This is a genomic window from bacterium (genome assembly GCA_019637795.1).
Taxonomy (GTDB): domain Bacteria; phylum Desulfobacterota; class Binatia; order HRBIN30; family CADEER01; genus JAHBUY01.
This window is the reverse complement of the sequence record JAHBUY010000001.1, coordinates 520,490-537,729: the sequence shown is the minus strand read 5'-3', so window position 1 is coordinate 537,729 and position 17,240 is coordinate 520,490. Positions and strand designations below refer to the sequence as shown.

Here is a 17,240-nt window from a genome sequence, read left to right as displayed (position 1 = left end):
GCGATTTTCTCGGCCGATGCCGCGAGGGTGCCCAATTCGGCGGCGCGGCGGTGCCGCAATCGTGGGCAGCGGCGCGCCGACAGGTCTCAACGGGCGGCGAGATAGGCGCGCCAGCCGCCGAAACGGGTGATCTCCTCGGCGCCGACGACCGCGGCGGGCTCGCAGACGAAGCCCTTGACGCGGTCGCCATCGGCGAGGACGACGGTGCCGATCGCCAGCGGCGGCGGGACCTCGGCGACGAAGGCGCCGAAGGCGGGGATCGACAGCTCCCACACTTCCACCTCGATGCCGGGGCCGCTGGCAGCGGCGTCGCGCACCAGGCCCGGCTTCGGCGGCGCGCTGCCGGGGAGGGCGTAGAGCCGGTAGCCGCCGGCGGTGCGGGTGCGCGCCACCAGCGCGGCGCCGCGCTCGACGAGCTGGTGGTTCAGCGGCAGGCCGGTGAGATGCGCGCCGACCACCGCCAGGCGCACGCCGCCGCCGCGGCAGGCCGCCGGGAGCCCTTCCGGCAGCGGCGCGCGCGCCAGACCCCAGGTCGGCTCCAGCGCTCGGTGCAGTTGGTCGGCGATGGCGGCGAGGTCGTCGTCGGCGAAGGCGGGCGCGATCAGGGTCACCCCGAAGGGCAGGCCATCGGGGCGGAAGCCCGCCGGCACGGCGACCGCGCAGTAGTCGAGCAGGTTGACGAAATTGGTGTAGCGGCCGAGCGGCGCGTTGCGGCGGATGGGATCGGCGAGCACGGCGTCGACCCGCGGCTGGGTCGGCGCCGTCGGCAGCAGCAGCACGTCGACCGCCTCCCACACCGCGGCGGCGCGCGCCGCCAGGGCGGCGCGGCGGTGCAGACCGCGGAAGGCGTCGGCGGCGGTGAGGCGGGCCGCGGGCTCGACCAGCGCCCGTACCGTCGCGTCGACCGCCTCGCCGTGGCGCGCCAGGGCGTCGGCGAGGGCGAGCCAGCGTTCCGCCAGCCACGGGCCGTCGTACAGCAGCGCCGCCGTCTCGCGGAACGGCGCGTAGTCGATCTTGCGCGTCTCCCACCGCGCGGCGGCGCCGGCAACCGCCCGGTCGTACTGCGCCGCCGCCGCCGCGTCGCCCTCGAAGTCGCGGTCGCGCGCCGCCAGCACGCCGACGCGCAGACCGCACCGCGGCAACGGCCGCGCCGGCGCCGAGCGCGAGTAGGGATCGCGCGGATCCGCGCCCTGGGCGGCGCGCCGCACCAGGTCGGCCTCGCCGCAACTGGCGGCGACGACGCTGACCACGTCGAGCGACTGGCACGCCGGCACGACGCCGCCGGCGCCGATCAGGCCGCGCGTCGGCTTGACGCCGACGACGTGGTTGAACGCCGCCGGCACGCGGCCGGAGCCGGCGGTGTCGGTGCCGAGCGCGAACGCGACCTCGCCGCGCGCCACCGCCACCGCCGAGCCGGAGCTCGAGCCGCCGGACACGTACGCGGGGTCGAAGACGCAGCGCGGAATGCCGTACGGCGACCGCACGCCGACCAGGCCGGTGGCGAACTGGTCGAGGTTGGTCTTGCCGATCACCAGCGCCCCGGCGGCGCGCAGCCGCGCGACGGCGGTCGCATCGGCGCGCGGCCGATAGGCGAAGGGCGGGCACGCCGCCGTGGTGTCGATGCCGGCGACGTCGATGTTGTCCTTCACCGCGAACGGCACGCCCCACAGCGGCAGCCGCCCGCGGTCCGCGTCGCGCAGCGCCGCCGCCTCGCGGCGCACCGCGTGCGCATCGCGCAGCGCGATCCACGCGGCGGGATCGGCGCTCGCCGCGATGCGGGCGAAGGTTTCGTCGACCACGTCGAGCGGCGATCGCCCCCCGTCATACTCGGCCCGCAGGGACTCGATCGTCATCCGTCGGCTCCGCGCATCGCGATCATTCCGTCGCCAGCAGCAGCAGGTGCTGGCCGGCGCCGACGGTGCGCCCGACCTGGCACTGGATCTCGCTCACCAGGCCGTCGGCGGGGGCGAGGACCTCCATCTCCATCTTCATCGACTCGAGCAGCGCCACCACCTGACCGGCATGCACCCGGTCGCCGGGCGCGACGAGGATCCTCCAGACGTTGCCGGGGATCGGCGACTCGACGGCGACGTGGCCGGCCGGCACCTCGTCGGGCGCCGGCGCCGCCGCCGGTTCCTCGCTGACCGCGGCGTCGAGCCCGAGGTCGCGCCAGTGCTGCCGCTCGGCGGCGAAGGCGGCCTGTTGCGTCGACTTGAAGGCGGCGATCGACGCGGCGTGCTCGGCGAGAAAGCGGCGATAGTCGGCGAGGCGGAAGACCGCCTCCTCGGTGCGCACCGCGTAGGCGCCGTGCGGGAAGGCCTCGCGCGCCGCGGCGAGCTCGGCGGCGCTCACCGGGAAGAAGCGGATCTGGTCGAAGAAGCGCAGCAGCCAGGGCCTGTCGCCGGTGAAGTTGGGCGTCTGCCGCCAGGTGTTCCAGACCTGCACGGTGCGGCCGACGAACTGATAGCCGCCGGGGCCCTCCATGCCGTAGATGCAGAGGTAGGCGCCGCCGATGCCGACCGCGTTCTCCGGCGTCCAGGTGCGGGCCGGGTTGTACTTGGTGGTGACCAGGCGATGGCGCGGGTCGACCGGCGTCGCCACCGGCGCGCCGAGGTAGACGTCGCCGAGGCCGAGCACCAGGTAGCTGGCGCCGAAGACGATGGCGCGCACCGCGTCCTCGTCGGCGAGGCCGTTGATGCGGCGGATGAACTCGATGTTCGACGGACACCAGGGGGCGTCCGGGCGCACCAGCTCCTGGTACTTGCGGATGGCGAGGCGCGTCGCTTCGTCATCCCAGGAGAGCGGCAGGTGCACGATGCGCGTCGGCACCGCGATGTCGTCGACCGGCGGCAGCGCCGACAGGGCGTCGCCGAGCACGCCGCGCAGGCGCGCCAGCGGCAGGACGCGGCTGTCGTAGTGGACCTGCAGCGAGCGGATGCCGGGGGTGAGATCGATCAGCCCGGGGGGCGCCAGGGCCTGCACCTGCTCCATCAGCACGTGAACCTGGAAGCGCAGCGTCAGGTCGAGCTGCGGCGCGCCGAGCTCGACCAGCAGATAGTCGTCGCCCGCCCGGCGCAGGCAGACGGCGGTGCCGTTGGCGTCGAGGGTGTCGATGATCGCGTCCGCCGGCGGCCGCGCCGCCGGCGCCGGGCGGCTGGAGACGCGTGCGCGCCCGGCGCCGGCCACCGCCGGAGCGGCGCCCTCCCGGATGCCCCGATCCTGCTCCGCGCGCAGCGCCGCCGCCTCGTCCGGGTCCAGCAAACGGAAGCGCACCGTGTCGCCGGGCGCGAGCTGGCCGAGCTTCCACAGCTCGGCCTGGGCGACGGTGAGCGGGCAGACGAAGCCGCCGAGGCTGGGGCCGTCGGGGCCGAGCAGGATCGGCATGTCGCCGGTGAAGTCGAGGGTGCCGACGGCGTAGGCGTTGTCGTGGATGTTCGACGGGTGCAGGCCGGCCTCGCCGCCGTCGGCGCGCGCCCACTGCGGCTTCGGACCGATCAGGCGCACGCCGGTGCGGGCGCTGTTGAAGTGGACCTCGTACGACGCGCCGAGCAGGGTCGCGATGTCGTCGGCGGTGAAGAAGTCGGGCGCGCCGTGCGGGCCCGAGAGCACGCCGAGATCCCAGGCGCGGGTCAGCGCCGGGCGCAGCGCCTCGGGCAACGGCGCGGCGAGCGGCGCGCCGGCGCCGGCGGCGCGCAGGCGCAGCACGTCGCCGGTGCGCAGCACGCCGGTGGCGTGACCGCCGAAGTGTCCGAGGGCGAAGGTGGCGCGGCTGCCGAGGTAGCGCGGCGCGTCGAAGCCGTGGCGCACCGCGAGGTAGGCGCGCTGACCCGGGCCGGCGATGCGGCCGAGGGTCAGCACCTGGCCGGCGGCGACCGGCACTGCCTCCCAGTACGGCACCGGCACGTCGTCCAGCGCCGCCGTCATCGCCGCGCCGGCGAGGCAGATGACGGCGTCCTGGTTGAAGCGCAGGCTCGGGCCGGCGAGCGTCATCTCCAGGGTCGCCGCGTCGTCGGGGTTGCCGAGGACGCGGTTGGCGAGGCGGTGCGAGAGCGGATCCATGGGACCGCTCGGCGGCACGCCGACGTGCCAGTAGCCGAGCCGGCCGGGCCAGTCCTGCAGGCTGCTCTGGGCGCCGGGGGCGAGGACGTCGACGGTGTCGGGGGCGAAGGGGAACGACGCCAGGGCGGCGGTGCTGACGCGGCCGGAGGCGAACAGCTCCGAGTCGGCGATGGCGGCGAGGTACGCCAGGTTGGTCTCGACGCCCCACACCTCGGTGGCGGCGAGGGCAGCGCGCAGGCGGGCGAGGGCGGCGTCGCGGTCGTCGCCGTGGACGATGATCTTCGCCAGCATCGGATCGTAGTGCGGCGTGATGTCGGTGCCGGTCTCGACCCACGCGTCGACGCGCGCCTCGGGCGGGAAGGCGACGTGCGTCAGGCGGCCGCACGCCGGCAGGAAGTTCTTGCCCGGATCCTCGGCATAGAGCCGCACCTGGATCGCGGCGCCGCGCGCCGTCGGCGCCAGCGTCGTCAGCGGCGGCAGCTCGCCGGCCGCCTGCCGCACCATCCACTCGACCAGATCGACGCCGGTGACCGCTTCGGTGACCCCGTGCTCGACCTGCAGGCGGGTGTTCACCTCCAGGAAGTAGAAGGCGTCGGCGTCGTCGTCGTAGATGAGCTCGACGGTGCCCGCCGATTCGTAGGCGACGTCGCGGCCGAGGCGCGCGGCGGCGTCGAGCATCGCCGCCCGCGTCGCCTCGGGCAGCCGCGGCGCCGGCGTCTCCTCGACCACCTTCTGGTGGCGGCGCTGCAGCGAGCAGTCGCGCTCGCCGAGCGCCAGGACGCCGCCGCGGCCGTCGCCGAAGATCTGCACCTCGACGTGGCGGGCGCGCGGCACGTACTTTTCCAGGTACACGCCGCCGTCCGTGAAGTTGCTGCGGCTGAGCCGCTGCACCGAGGCGAACAGCGCGGCGAGCTGGTCGGGCGCGTGACAGCGCTGCAGGCCGATGCCGCCGCCGCCGGCGGTGCTCTTGATCATCACCGGGTAGCCGATGCGCTCCGCCGCGTCGGCCGCGGCGGCGGCGTCGGCGAGCAGCCCCGTGCCCGGCAGCAGCGGCAGGCCGCAGCGTTCGGCGGCGGCGCGCGCCGTGTGCTTGAGGCCGAACTCGCGCAGGTGCTCGGGGCGCGGGCCGATGAAGCGGATGCCTTCCGCCGCCAGGCGCTCGGCGAAGGCGGCGTTCTCGCTCAGGAAGCCGTAGCCCGGGTGCACCGCCTCGGCGCCGCTGGCGCGGCACGCCGCGACGATGCGGTCGACGTCGAGATAGCTCCGCGCCGCCGGCGGCGGGCCGATGGCGAGCGCGACGTCGGCCATCGCGACGTGCCGCGCATGCCGGTCGGCGTCGGAGTACACCGCGGCGCAGCGCACGCCCATCCGCTTCAGCGTCCGGAAGATGCGGCAGGCGATGGCGCCGCGATTGGCGACCAGGACCGTCTCGAACATGGGTCAACCATCGAGCAGCACGGAGGATCGCGGCGGTCGCCGCGCGCCTCCGTGGCGCCGCTCAGGAATCGAAGATCAGCACCTCGATCGGCGTTGGATTGTAGGCGTTGCAGGGGTTGTTGAGCTGCGGGCAGTTGGAGATCAGCACCCACACGTCCATCGCCGCCCTCATCTCGACGTACTGGCCGGGTCCGGAGACGCCGTCGGCGAACGTGAGGCCGCCGTCGGGCGTCACCGGGACGTTCATGAAGAAATTGATGTTGGGGCCGAAATCGCGCTTGCCGATGCCCACCTCCGGGCGTTCGCCGACGGCGAGCAGCCAGCTATCGCGGCAGGCGTGCATGGTCTTCTTCTCGAGCGCGTAGCGGACGGTGTTCGACTCGGTGGCGCAGGCGCCGCCGAGGGTGTCGTGGCGGCCGACGGTGTCGGCGACGATCTCCAGCATGACGCGGCCGGCGGTCGAGCGCAGCGGCGTGCCGACGCCGAGGTAGATGTTGTGCTGCGCGCGCAGCGTGTCGACGGCGCTGTAGCGCTCCGCCGGATCGGCGGCGGCGTAGAAGAGGGTATCGGCGGACTGGTTGCCCTCGAGGTCGACGATGCGCAGCGCCTGGCCCTCGCGCACCTGGTGCAGCCAGTAGTCGCCGGCGGGGATGACGTGGCGGAAGACGGCGTCCGCGGCGAGGCGCGGGCTGGCGAGCGTGCGGACGCGCAGCGGCTCGGCCTTTTCGGAGGGGCGCGGCAGCGCCGGCGGGTCGCCGGGCAGCGGCGGGTCGAGGTGGTAGAGGCGGGTGTTCTCGAAGCCGCGCCAGTTCTCGGGGCGGACGTTGCGGCAGTAGTCGTCGGCGGCGACCGGCTCCGCCCTGAGCAATTGGTAGCGGACGGGGCGCCGCGGATAGGTGGTCGCGGGGTCGAGCGGGTGGGCGCAGGTGTGCAGCAGCACCAGCGTGTCCATCTCGAAGCGCAGCGCGACGTGGTCGCCGGGGCGCGAGTGCTCGGGGTGGAAGGTCATCGCGCCATCGTCGGCGACGCTCACCTTGCTGAACCAGTTGACGTTGGCGGCGAGGTCGCGGCGGCCGAGGCCGTACTTGGCCGCTTCGACGAGGAAGCTGTCGTGACCGTTCTGCGTCCACTCGTTGCGCGCCTCCTGGTAGGAGCGGTGGCCCCAGCGGGCGGCGACGCCGGCGCGGGTGGAATTGCCGCCGACCGTGTCGTGCCAGCCGACGCTGTCGTCGACGATCGAGCAGAAGATGCGTCCCATGTCGGAGTACAGGCAGTGGCCGCGCGTCAGCTTGAAGGTGTGCTGGCACTTCAACGTGTCCGGCATGTTGTAGCGCTCGAGCGGATTGGCCGGGTTGTAGAGGAGCATGCCGACGTTGGCGCCGCCGACGACGTCGATCAGGCGCAGGATGGTGCCGCGGCGCACGACGAACGACCAGTGCGCGCCGCCGGCCAGCTCGTCCTCGAACAGAGCCGCCTCGGTAACCATGAAAACCTCCCTCAATGCCCGCCGGCGAGGACGGGGGAACGTCGGGTCGTCCCGAGGTGGAGCCCGGCGTGGGGCTCCGCATCGCGCGCCAGGTCGTCCTGGCTGGCGTGGGCGGCGGCGAGCCGCGCCGCGATCTCGCGCTCGGCCTCGCGGCGACGCCGGTCGCGGTCGAGCGGAAGGTCGAACATGATCGTCGCGCCGTAGGCCTCGCGCTCTTCTTCGCGGGTGCGATGGCGGTCGAAGGCGAGGACGCGCGTGCCGAGTTGGAAGGCCTCGCGCAGGTCGTGGGTGACCATGAACACCGTCATGCCGGTCTCGTCGAAGAGGCGGCGCATGAGGACGTGCATGTCGGCGCGGATGCCGGGATCGAGGGCGCCGAACGGCTCGTCGAGCAGCAGCAGCGCCGGCCGCTTGACCAGCGTCTGGGCGATGGCGAGGCGCTGCTGCATGCCGCCGGAGAGCTGCGCCGGGTACTTGTCGGCGGCGCCGTGCAGCCCGACGTGGTCGAGCATCTCGCGGCAGCGGGCGAACACCGCGCGGCGGGCGGCGCCGAAGAGGCGGCCGAGCAGGGGCGAGTGTTCGACCTCGAGCCCGAGGGCGACGTTCTCGAGCACCGTCAGGTGCGGGAACACGGAGTAGCGCTGGAAGACGACGCCGCGGTCGGGCGTCGGCTCGGGCGCCAGCGGCGCGCCGTCGAGCAGGATCTCGCCCCTGCTCGGCGTCTCCTGGCTGAGGAGCAGGCGCAGGAAGGTGGTCTTGCCGCAGCCGGACGGGCCGACCATCGAGACGAACGCGTGCGCGCCGACCTCGAGGTTGATGCGTTCGAGCACCACCTGGCCGTCGTAGGTCTTCCAGAGGTTGCGGACGGACACGGTGCTCATCAGGCCTCGCGTCCGACGTAGAGCCAGGGGAAGGCGCGGCGGTTGAGGGCGCGCAGGGTCAGATCCATGAGGAAGGCGAGCGTCGTGATCCACGCCACGTAGGGGATGATGACGTCCATCGCCAGATAGCGCCGCACCAGGAAGATCCGATAGCCGAGCCCGACCTCGGCGGCGATCGCCTCGGCCGAGATGAGGAACAGCCAGGCGGGGCCGAGCGACAGGCGCAGCCCGTCGAGCAGGCGCGGCAGCATCTGCGGCACGACGACGCGGGTGACGATGTGCCACGACGAGAGGCCGAGCGTCTGCGCCTTGACGAGCTGCTCGTTCGGCAGCTCCTCGATGCGCAGGGCGAGGTCGCGCATCATGAAGGGCGAGATGCCGATGACGATCAGCACCACCTTCGACAGCTCGCCGAGGCCGAAGACGATGAAGAGGATCGGCAGCAGCGCCATCGGCGGGACCATCGAGGCGACGGCGACCAGCGGCGACAGGCCGGCGCGCACGTAGGGGATCAGGCCGGTGGCGACGCCGACGATCATCCCCAGCGTGGTCGCCACCAGCAGGCCGAGCGCCAGTCGCCGCAGGCTCGCCGCGCTGTCCGCCCACAGCAGCACGTCGCCGGTGCGCGCGTCCGGCTCGATCGCCACCCGCCGCACCGCATCGACGAACGCCGTCCCGGTGGGCAGCAGCTTGTCGCCGTCGTTCTCCGCGTGCCGCAGCGCCGACGCCCCGGCATAGAGCGCGACCAGCAACAGGAACGGCGCCAGCCCGAGCGTGACCAGCCCGAGGCGGTCGAGGCGGCGGTTGATCAGGCGGCGCGCCATCACGCCTCCACGGACGCACCGATGGCCGGCGACGGACGCGAATACGAGCGCTCGGTGTCCATCGGTGGCCGCGCCGTTTACAGCTTCCCGTCCGCGGCCATCTGCATGTACTGGCTGGTGAAGCGCATCTTGATGTTCTTGGCGTCGCCGAGCGTCTTGTCGCCGGGGAAGGCGATGCCGACGGCGTCCTTGGTCTTGGCGCCCTCGCCGAGCAGGCCGTGCTCGAAGGAGAAGGTGCGCACCAGGTCCATCGACCTGATCAGCTCGGGGCTGTTGGTGAACGCGACGGCGGCCTTCGGCTCGTAGTACATCGCGGTGGTCGCGAGCTGGGCATCGTAGCCGGCGAGGTCGGTGCCCGAGAGCTTGGCCATCGCGCTGCGCGCCGCCTTGCCGGCGTCGTCGTTCTTCGCCATCAGCGCCAGCGTCTCGAACCAGGCGCCGACCAGCGCCTTGGCGAAGCTGGGATTGTCCTTGAGCGTCTCGCTGTGGACGACGGCGAGATCGAGGATCTCGCCCGGGATCTGCTTCGACGAGAACACCTCGGTCATCTTCGGCATCTTGACCACTTCGCTCAGTTGCGGGTTCCAGGTGACGAGCGCGTTGACGTCAGGCGACGCCGCGGCGGAGACGATGTCGGCGTCGGAGGTGTTGACCGTCTTCACGTCGCGCTCGCTCATCTTCACGCTCGCCAGGCCGCGGGCGAGGAGGTAGTGCGACACCGACAGCTCGACCAGATTGACCTTGCGGCCCTTGATGTCGGCGAGCGTCTTGCCGTCCTTGAGCACGATGCCGTCGTTGCCATTCGAGTAGTCGCCGACGATCACCACCGTGGTGTCGACCCCGCCGGCGGCCGGAATCGTCAGCGTGTCCATGTTGGTGACCGTCACCGCGTCGAACTTGCCGGCGGTGTACTGGTTGATCGACTCGACGTAGTCGTTGACCTGCACGACGTCGATGCCGATGCCGTACTTGTCGGCCCATTTCTTCACGATGCCGGCGTCGGCGGCGTAGGGCCACGGCATCCAGCCGGCGTAGATCGTCCAGGCGAGGGTGAACTGCTTCTTCTCCTCCGCCCGCGCCGTGCCGCCGCCGAGCAGCGCCAGCATCGCCACCGCGCCGAGCAGCGCCGTGATCCGGATCCTCGTCGTCTCGCGCATCGCCAGTCCTCCCATGTGCTGATGACGGGAGTCCCGCCCGGCGGCGCCCCGCGTCAGGAGGCCCAACCGAGGGGTTCCCCCACTCGGACATTCCTCCCGGGCTTTTGTCCCGCCGTGTGTCCGGCACGTCGCCGGATCGCGACCCTCGGACCAGTCGCCGGGGTATGAGCCGGCCGGAACCCTAGTCGCGAAGGCACCGGAGAGCGAGATGCATGCCACCCCGGGACGGGTTCCAGCCGCCCCGGCGAACTCGAATCACGCTCGCGGCGATGCCCCTTCGCTAGTCAGTCCTGCTCGAATCGTGGGCAGGACCGGGGAGCGTGTCGTGGCGAGGCGCCGGAGATGCGGGGGCGCCGCCCGCGCCGCTGGCCGCGGACGGGGTGGCGGCCGAAAGGCCGCCACCCCTGGAGCCGCGCCGACGATGGCTTACGGGCAGGTGCAATCCGGCTTGCACGCCGGACCGCCGCAGAAGGCGTCGTCCGCGCCGTCGCACTGCTCCGCGCCCTCGCGGGTCGCGTTGCCGCAGGTGCCGCACGGGCTGGCGCTGGGATCGGCCGTGGTGGGGTCGAAGCGGTTGTAGAGGCCGCCGGTGGCGTCGTTGACCACGGCGTTGATGGCCGGCACCAGCGCCGCCACGCTGGGCGAGAACTTCGGCGACACCTTGCCCAGCCCGGCGCTGACGCAGGTGGCGAAGGCCGGGGCGGCGCCCACGTCGCCGGCCTTGCACTCGGCGCCGTTGCTCGGGCCGCCATTGCCCTTGCTGTTCTTGAAATCGTTCTCGCACTTGGCCTGGCACTTGAACACGCCCTGCGCGTACTTGCTCATCAGCTTCGCCTGGTCGGTGGCGCACTTGATGCGAGCCGGGTCGGTGTTGGGAACCCCCAGATCGGTGCCGCACGCGAGGTCGATCAGGGTGGCCAACAATCCGAGCTGGCCCTTGGCGCTGCTGGCCGCCGCCGACTCGACCGAGGCTTCGAAGGCGCTCATGCCGGCGCACTGCTGGACGCCGGGCGTGCCCGCGTCGCAGTCGCCGGGGCAGCCGATCCCGATGTAGTCGTTGCCCTTCTTGCTCAGCACCATCTTGTCGTCGCACTTGCCGATCGCCGCGTTGAACTTGGCGGTGGCGGCGCCGGCCGGCATCTCGTAGGCGACCGCGCCGGTGCCGAGGTTGCACTCGACGGCGGAGGTCGCCCCGCCCTTCTCGCAACCCGCCGCCGCCTTGACGAGGCAGAAGGTGTACTTCGCCACCTGCTTGGCGACGTCGGCCCGCAGCTTGGCGGCGGCCTTGTCCGTGGCCGGGTCGATGACGTGAGCGAAAGTGACCGACCCGCTGAGGGTCAGTGCGGCGGCGGTGAACAATCCGATGCTCTTCCTCATCACAGATCACTCCTGGGGATGGTGATGCGTCAGTCCGGCCGGACGGCCCCCCTCGAGGCTCCCCGTTGACTCGAATGTTCCCCCCGGCCGGCGCTGCCCACTGCCAGCTACCGCCAGCGATACCCATCGGCGCAGAGCTGTCTCAAGGAGTTTTTCTCGCCTTTGGGAAGCGGCGAACGCCGACGGCCCGGACCGGGCGGCTGCTGCAGCGCACGCCCCTGGCATCCCGCGGGACGCCGACGGCCGATCCGCGCGCCGCTTCGATTCCCCCACGGCCCCGCCGGGCAAGGGCCGGTTCAGCCGGCGCAGGTCACGGCGGTGGGGACCAGGTCCGGGATGGTCAGGGTCCGTTCGGGGCCGTCGATGGTGAAGCGGCCGCGCAGGCGGATGTCGGCGGCCGAGGCGCCGATCAGCACGTCGAAGTCGCCGGGTTCGACGACGCAGCGCATCGCCTCGTCGAAGAAGGCGAGCTGACTGGGGTCGAGGCGGAAGGTGACGTGTCGGGTGGCGCCCGCCTCCAGGCCGACGCGGGCGAAGCCGACCAGTTGCATCACCGGCCGGGTGACCCGGGCGACGACGTCGCGGACGTAGAGCTGCACCACCTCCTCGCCGGCGCGCGGGCCGGCGTTGCTGATCGCGCAGCGGATGTCGATCGGCGCCGTCGCGTCGGCGCGCTCGGGCGCGATGGCGAGGTCGGCGTAGGTGAAGCGCGTGTACGACAGCCCGTGCCCGAACGGGAAGAGCGGCGTCGTCGGGCCGTCGCTGTAATCGCCGAGCATCTGGCTGCGGCCGCCGCCCGACTTGTGGCCGTAGTAGACCGGCACCTGGCCGACGGTGCGCGGCATCGAGATCGGCAGCCGGCCGGACGGATTGACGGCGCCGAAGAGGACGTCGGCGATGGCGCCGCCGCCCTCTTCGCCGGGCAGCCAGGCCTCGACGATCGCCGGCACGTGCGCCGCGATCCAGGGCAGCGCGAAGACGCGGCCGTTCACCAGCACGACGACGGTGGGCGTGCCGCTGGCGACCACCGCCTCGACCAGCCGTTGCTGCACGCCGGTGAGGCCGAGGTCGGAGGCGTCGCGGAACTCGCCGCTGGTGCACTCCGGTCGCAGTCCGGAGCGGCCGCCGACGCACACCACCGCGACCTCGGCGGCGCGCGCCGCCGCGACCGCCGCGGCGATCCCGCTGTCGTCGTCGCCGGTGATCGCGCAGCCGGCGACGTGCCGCACCTCGGTGCGCGGGCTCACCGCGGCGCTGATGCCCGCCAGCGGCGTGATCATCGGCACGAAGTAGGGGCCGGGGCGGAAGGCGACCGCGTCGGGGCGCGGCGCGATGTCGGCCGCCGGGCGGCGGCGGCCGCCCTGGTAGATGATCTCGAGGTGCGCCGGGTAGCTGTAATCGCCCTGCAGCAGGCGGACGTCGTCGGCGGCGGGGCCGATGACGGCGAGGCGGGCGAGCGACGGCGACAGCGGCAGCAGGTCGGCGTCGTTCTTCAGCAGCACGATCGACTGCTGGGCGACGCGGCGCGCCAGCGCCCGCTGCGCCGGCGTCTGGTAGACCGCCGGCGCCGCCGCCGCATCGACCAGCGGCCGCTCGAAGAGGCCGAGCGCGACCTTCAGGCGCAGCACCCGGCGCACCGCGCGGTCGACCAGCGCCAGCGCCACCCGGCCCGCTTCGACCTCCGCCTTCAGCGGCTCGCCGAAGCAGTCGAGCTGCGGCAGATCGACGTCGAGCCCCGCCGCCAGCGCCAGGCGCCCGGCGGCGCCCTTGTCGGCGGCGACGGCGTGGAAGGCGCAGAGCAGCGCCGTGGTGTAGTAGTCGGCGACCACCACGCCGTCGAAGCCGAGCTCGCCGCGCAGCAGCTCGTCGAGGATGGCGCGCGAGCCGCCGCAGGGCAGGCCGTCGATCTCGTTGTAGGCGTTCATCACCGACGCCAGCCCCGCCTCGCGGATCGCCGCCGCGAACGGCCGCGCGTAGACCTCGCGCAGCTCGCGCGGTCCGAGGTGCGCCGGCGCGTGGTTGAGGCCGCCCTCCGAGGCGCCGTAGCCGAGGAAGTGCTTGCCGGTGGCGGCGACGCCGCGGGCGAGGTCGTCGCCCTGCACGCCGCGCACGTAGGCGACGCCGAGGCGGCTGGCCAGGTACGGATCCTCGCCGTAGGTCTCCTCGGTGCGCCCCCAGCGCGGGTCGCGGGCGATGTCGAGCACCGGCGCCAGCGTCTGCCGCGCCCCCACCGCCAGCATCTGTGCCCGGATCACCGCCCCCACCTCCTCGAGCAGCGCCGGGTTCCAGGTGCTGGCGAGGCCGATCGCCTGCGGGAACTGGGTGGCATCGCGGGCGGTGAAGCCGGCGGTCGATTCCTCGTGGATGATGGCCGGGATGCCGAGCCGCGTCTCCTCGACCAGGAAGCGCTGGATGGCGTTGGCGAAGGCGGCGCTCTCCGCCGGCCGCAGACCGGTCGAGGCGCCGATGCGCGTGATGTGGCCGGTCCCGTGGCGCAGCAGCTCTTTCGCCCGCGGCAGGGAGAAGGCGTCGTCGGCCACGAGCTGCGTCGACCAGACGCAGCCGAGCTGCGCGAGCTTCTCATCCAGCGTCATCCGCGCCAGGAGGTCGTCCACCCGATCCGTCATGGCCGGGCTCGTACCACGGGGCCGCGCGCGCCCCAATCGCGACGTCGGTCGCCGCCTTCTCAATTCCGCGCGCGTGTGGTTAGCTGCGTTCTCCGCGACGGCAACAAATCGTTGATTTCCCGGGGGAGAGCATGGCGAGCGCCGAGCTGCAGATGGTGATCGATCTCCTGCGCGGCCAGCCCATTCCGCGCGACGCGAGCTTCGTCGAGCAGCGGGCGGCGATGGAGAACCTGACGGCGCTGGCGCCGCCGCCGGAGGGCGTCACCTGCACCCCGTGCGAGGTCGGCGGCCGGCCGGCGGAGTGGGTGGGCGCCGCCGGCGCCGATCCGCAGCGGGCCCTGCTCTACCTGCACGGCGGCGGCTACTGCATCGGCTCGATCAACAGCCACCGCCTGCTCGCCGCCGACCTGTCGCGCGCCGCCGGCGTGCGCGCGCTGCTGCTCGACTATCGCCTGGCGCCCGAGCACCCGTTCCCGGCGGCGGTGGAGGACGCGGTGGCGGCCTACCGCTTTCTGCTCGACGCCGGCTTCGACCGGCGACGGCTCGCCATCGCCGGCGATTCCGCCGGCGGCGGCCTCGCCGCCGCAACGCTGCTCGCCCTGCGCGACCGCGACGTGCCGCTGCCGGCGGCGGCGGCGCTGCTGTCGCCGTGGCTGGACCTCAGCCAGTCCGGCGAGTCGATGACCAGCCGCGCGGCGCTCGATCCGATGGTGCAGCGCGACGGCCTGCAGCGCATGGCCGACGCCTACCTGGCCGGCGCCGATCCGCGGACGCCGCTCGCCTCGCCGCTGTTCGCCGACCTGCGCCACCTGCCGCCGCTGCTGCTGCACGTCGGCGGCGCCGAGACCCTGCTCGACGACGCGCGCCGCTTCGCCGCCCGCGCCAGCGCGGCCGGCGTCGACGCGACGCTCGAGGTGTGGGACGACATGATCCACGTGTGGCACGCCTTCGGCCTGCTGCCCGAGGCGCGCGCTGCGCAGGCGCGCATCGGCGAGTTCCTGCGCCGCCATCTCGGGTGATCGATTGCGCCTGACCATCGGCTTCATCGTCGCGGCGCCGTGGCTGGCCGCGGCGGCCCTCGCGCAGTCGCCGTCGGCGACCGCCACCCGCACGCGGACGCCGGTGGTGCCGGCGATCGTCGCCGTCGGCAAGGCCTCGGCGCAGCCGGGCAGCGAGGTCGACGTGCCGGTCGCGCTCGATCCCGGCGCGCAGACCGTCTACTACGCGCGCAACGACATCGTCGCCGAGCTGCAGTCGTCGGTGCTGTTCAAACGGCTGCCGAACGGCGAGCCGGAGTGCAGCCTCAATCCGGACCTCGCCGCCAACACCGCCATCTCGCGCAACTGCCTCGAGGTCGTCGCCGGCGGCTGCCGCAAGACGCGGGTGATCGTGTTTCGCAGCAGCGGCCCGCCGCTGCCCGGCGGCCTGCTCTACAGTTGCGTCGCGGCCGTCGACGCCGCCGCGCCGCTCGGCAGCTATCCGCTGTCCACCGTGGCGGTCGAGGTGCGCGACAACGTCAATCAGACGCTGCCGTCCGACGGCGCCGCCGGCGTGGTCGAGGTGGTGAGCGAGGTGCCGCCGTCGCCGACGGCGAGCGCGACCCGCACGCCGTCGGTCACCGCGACGCCGACCGACACCGTGCCGCCGACCATCACGCCCACCATGGGCATCACCGCGACGCCCACCGACACCCGCACCGCGACGCCGACCCGGCCGACCGATACGCCGACGCCGACCGCGACCGAGACGGTCACGCTGACGCTGACGCCGACGCGCACCGCCACGCCGACCCGCACCTCGCCGGCGTTCGCCTCGCCGACCCCGACCGACTCCTCGGCGATGAACACCAAGCCCCTGATCACCGTCGGCAACGCGCTCGGCGTTCCCGGCTCCCAGGTGAGCATCGGCGTCTCGCTCGACCCCGGCGACCAGGTCGTCGTCGGCATCCGCAACGACATCGTCTTCGACCCCCTGCTGCCGGTGGCGCGCCTCGGCGGCGGCGCGCCCGACTGCGCCGTCAACCCCGGCCTCTCCGCCCTGGTGCCGCCGACCTTCGTCTGTCAGGACGACGCCTGCGGCACCGTGCGGGCGACGGTCTTCCGCCAGTTCGGCGCCGACCCGCTGCCGGCGACCCTGGTGTACTCCTGCCACGTCATCATCGCCGCGGACGCCCCGACCGAGGTGAACCTGGGGCTGCTCAACGAGCTCGCCATCGCCTTCGGCGCCACCGGCAACGCCCTGCTCACCTCGAGCAACAACGGCGTCGTCCGCGTCGTCGGCATGCTGTCGCCGACCAGCACGCGCACGGTGACCCGCACGCCGAGCATCACCCTGACGCCGAGCCAGACGCCGACCGTGACCTCGACCGCGCCGACGGCGACGCCGACGATCACCAGCACCAGCACCGAGACCCCGACCCGCACCATCACGCCGACCCGCACCATCACGCTGACCCCGAGCATCACCGCCACCCCGAGCCATTCGCCGACCCCCACCAACACCCGCACCGCGACGGTCACCCGCACGCCGACCGCGACCCGCACGTTCACCGTCACCCGCTCGGTCACGCCCACCATCACCGCGACGGTCACCGTCACGGCCACCCGCACCGTGACCGGAACGCGCACCGCGACCGCGACGCGCACGCCGACGCCGGTCATCACCGGCTCGCTGCCGCCGACCGCGACCCGCACCGACACCGCGACGCGGACCGCGACCGCGACCCCCTCCGACACCGCCACCCGCACCGCCACTCGCGCCGCGACGGCGACGGAAACCCGCACCGCGACGCCCGAGGCGACCGGCACGCGGACGGCGACGGCGTCGCGGACGCCGACCTACACGCGCACCGTCACCCGCACCGCGACGCCGTCGCCGACGGCGGAAGTCGAGACCGGCACGCCGACCGCGACGGCCGAAGGGACGATTACCGAAGCGCCGTCCACCCCGACCGGAGAGATCGAGACGCCGTCGCCGAGCCCGACGCCCGAGGCGTCGGCGACCGCCACCGTCGAGGAGGAGGCGACGCCGACCGAGGCGCCGGTCGAGACCGAGACGCCGGAACCGACCGACACCGTCGCTCCGACCGAGACGCCGGCGCCGACCGCCACCGACACCGCCGTGCCGACGCCGAGCGACACCGCCTCGCCGACCCCGACCGAGACGCCGGTGCCGTCGCCGACCGCGACCGCGATCCCCTGCGTCGGCGATTGCGACGGCGACGGCGTCGTCCGCGTCGACGAGCTGATCCGCGGCGTGTCGATCGCCCTCGGCTCGCTGCCCGTCTCCACCTGCCCGGCCATGGACCGCAACGGCAGCGGCGAGGTGACGATCGACGAGCTCATCGCCGCGCTGAACAACGCCCTCGACGACGGCTGCGGGCCCTGATCGCG

The 17,240-nt window shown here is 73.4% G+C and carries 10 protein-coding genes and 1 pseudogene; 2 read left to right on the top strand and 9 right to left on the bottom strand.

Going from position 1 to position 17,240, the window contains the following annotated elements; all coding sequences use genetic code 11:
• Positions 1 to 86 precede the first annotated feature (86 nt).
• The 9 genes and pseudogenes from atzF to KF840_02295 form a co-directional block, all read right to left on the bottom strand.
• Complete coding sequence (gene atzF / locus KF840_02335; protein MBX3023725.1) at positions 87 to 1,853, bottom strand: allophanate hydrolase; 1,767 nt, start codon at positions 1,851 to 1,853, stop codon at positions 87 to 89.
• A gap of 22 nt (positions 1,854 to 1,875) precedes the next feature.
• Positions 1,876 to 5,496, bottom strand: coding sequence for an urea carboxylase (gene uca / locus KF840_02330; GenBank protein MBX3023724.1), 3,621 nt, complete (start codon positions 5,494 to 5,496; stop codon positions 1,876 to 1,878).
• A gap of 61 nt (positions 5,497 to 5,557) precedes the next feature.
• A complete protein-coding gene (locus KF840_02325; protein MBX3023723.1) occupies positions 5,558 to 6,208 on the bottom strand; it encodes an urea carboxylase-associated family protein in 651 nt (216 codons plus the stop codon).
• A gap of 60 nt (positions 6,209 to 6,268) precedes the next feature.
• Positions 6,269 to 6,982 (bottom strand): annotated as a pseudogene (locus KF840_02320) (urea carboxylase-associated family protein).
• 11 nt (positions 6,983 to 6,993) lie between these two features.
• Complete coding sequence (locus KF840_02315; GenBank protein MBX3023722.1) at positions 6,994 to 7,863, bottom strand: ABC transporter ATP-binding protein; 870 nt, start codon at positions 7,861 to 7,863, stop codon at positions 6,994 to 6,996.
• A complete protein-coding gene (locus tag KF840_02310; GenBank protein ID MBX3023721.1) occupies positions 7,863 to 8,687 on the bottom strand; it encodes an ABC transporter permease in 825 nt (274 codons plus the stop codon). The genes KF840_02315 and KF840_02310 overlap by 1 nt, the downstream gene beginning before the upstream one ends.
• A gap of 77 nt (positions 8,688 to 8,764) precedes the next feature.
• A complete protein-coding gene (locus KF840_02305) occupies positions 8,765 to 9,793 on the bottom strand; it encodes a putative urea ABC transporter substrate-binding protein (GenBank protein ID MBX3023720.1) in 1,029 nt (342 codons plus the stop codon).
• A gap of 477 nt (positions 9,794 to 10,270) precedes the next feature.
• Complete coding sequence (locus tag KF840_02300) at positions 10,271 to 11,221, bottom strand: hypothetical protein (GenBank protein MBX3023719.1); 951 nt, start codon at positions 11,219 to 11,221, stop codon at positions 10,271 to 10,273.
• A 296-nt stretch (positions 11,222 to 11,517) separates the two neighbouring features.
• Positions 11,518 to 13,848, bottom strand: a complete 2,331-nt coding sequence (locus KF840_02295) for a glycoside hydrolase family 3 C-terminal domain-containing protein (protein MBX3023718.1) — start codon at positions 13,846 to 13,848, stop codon at positions 11,518 to 11,520.
• A 131-nt stretch (positions 13,849 to 13,979) separates the two neighbouring features.
• Here KF840_02295 and KF840_02290 point away from each other — a divergent pair, with 131 nt between their 5' ends.
• Positions 13,980 to 14,867: an alpha/beta hydrolase fold domain-containing protein gene (locus tag KF840_02290; protein MBX3023717.1), complete on the top strand. Its 888-nt coding sequence runs from the start codon at positions 13,980 to 13,982 to the stop codon at positions 14,865 to 14,867.
• Positions 14,868 to 14,871: 4 nt separating this feature from the next.
• Positions 14,872 to 17,235: a hypothetical protein gene (locus KF840_02285; GenBank protein ID MBX3023716.1), complete on the top strand. Its 2,364-nt coding sequence runs from the start codon at positions 14,872 to 14,874 to the stop codon at positions 17,233 to 17,235.
• The last annotated feature ends 5 nt before the right edge of the window (positions 17,236 to 17,240 follow it).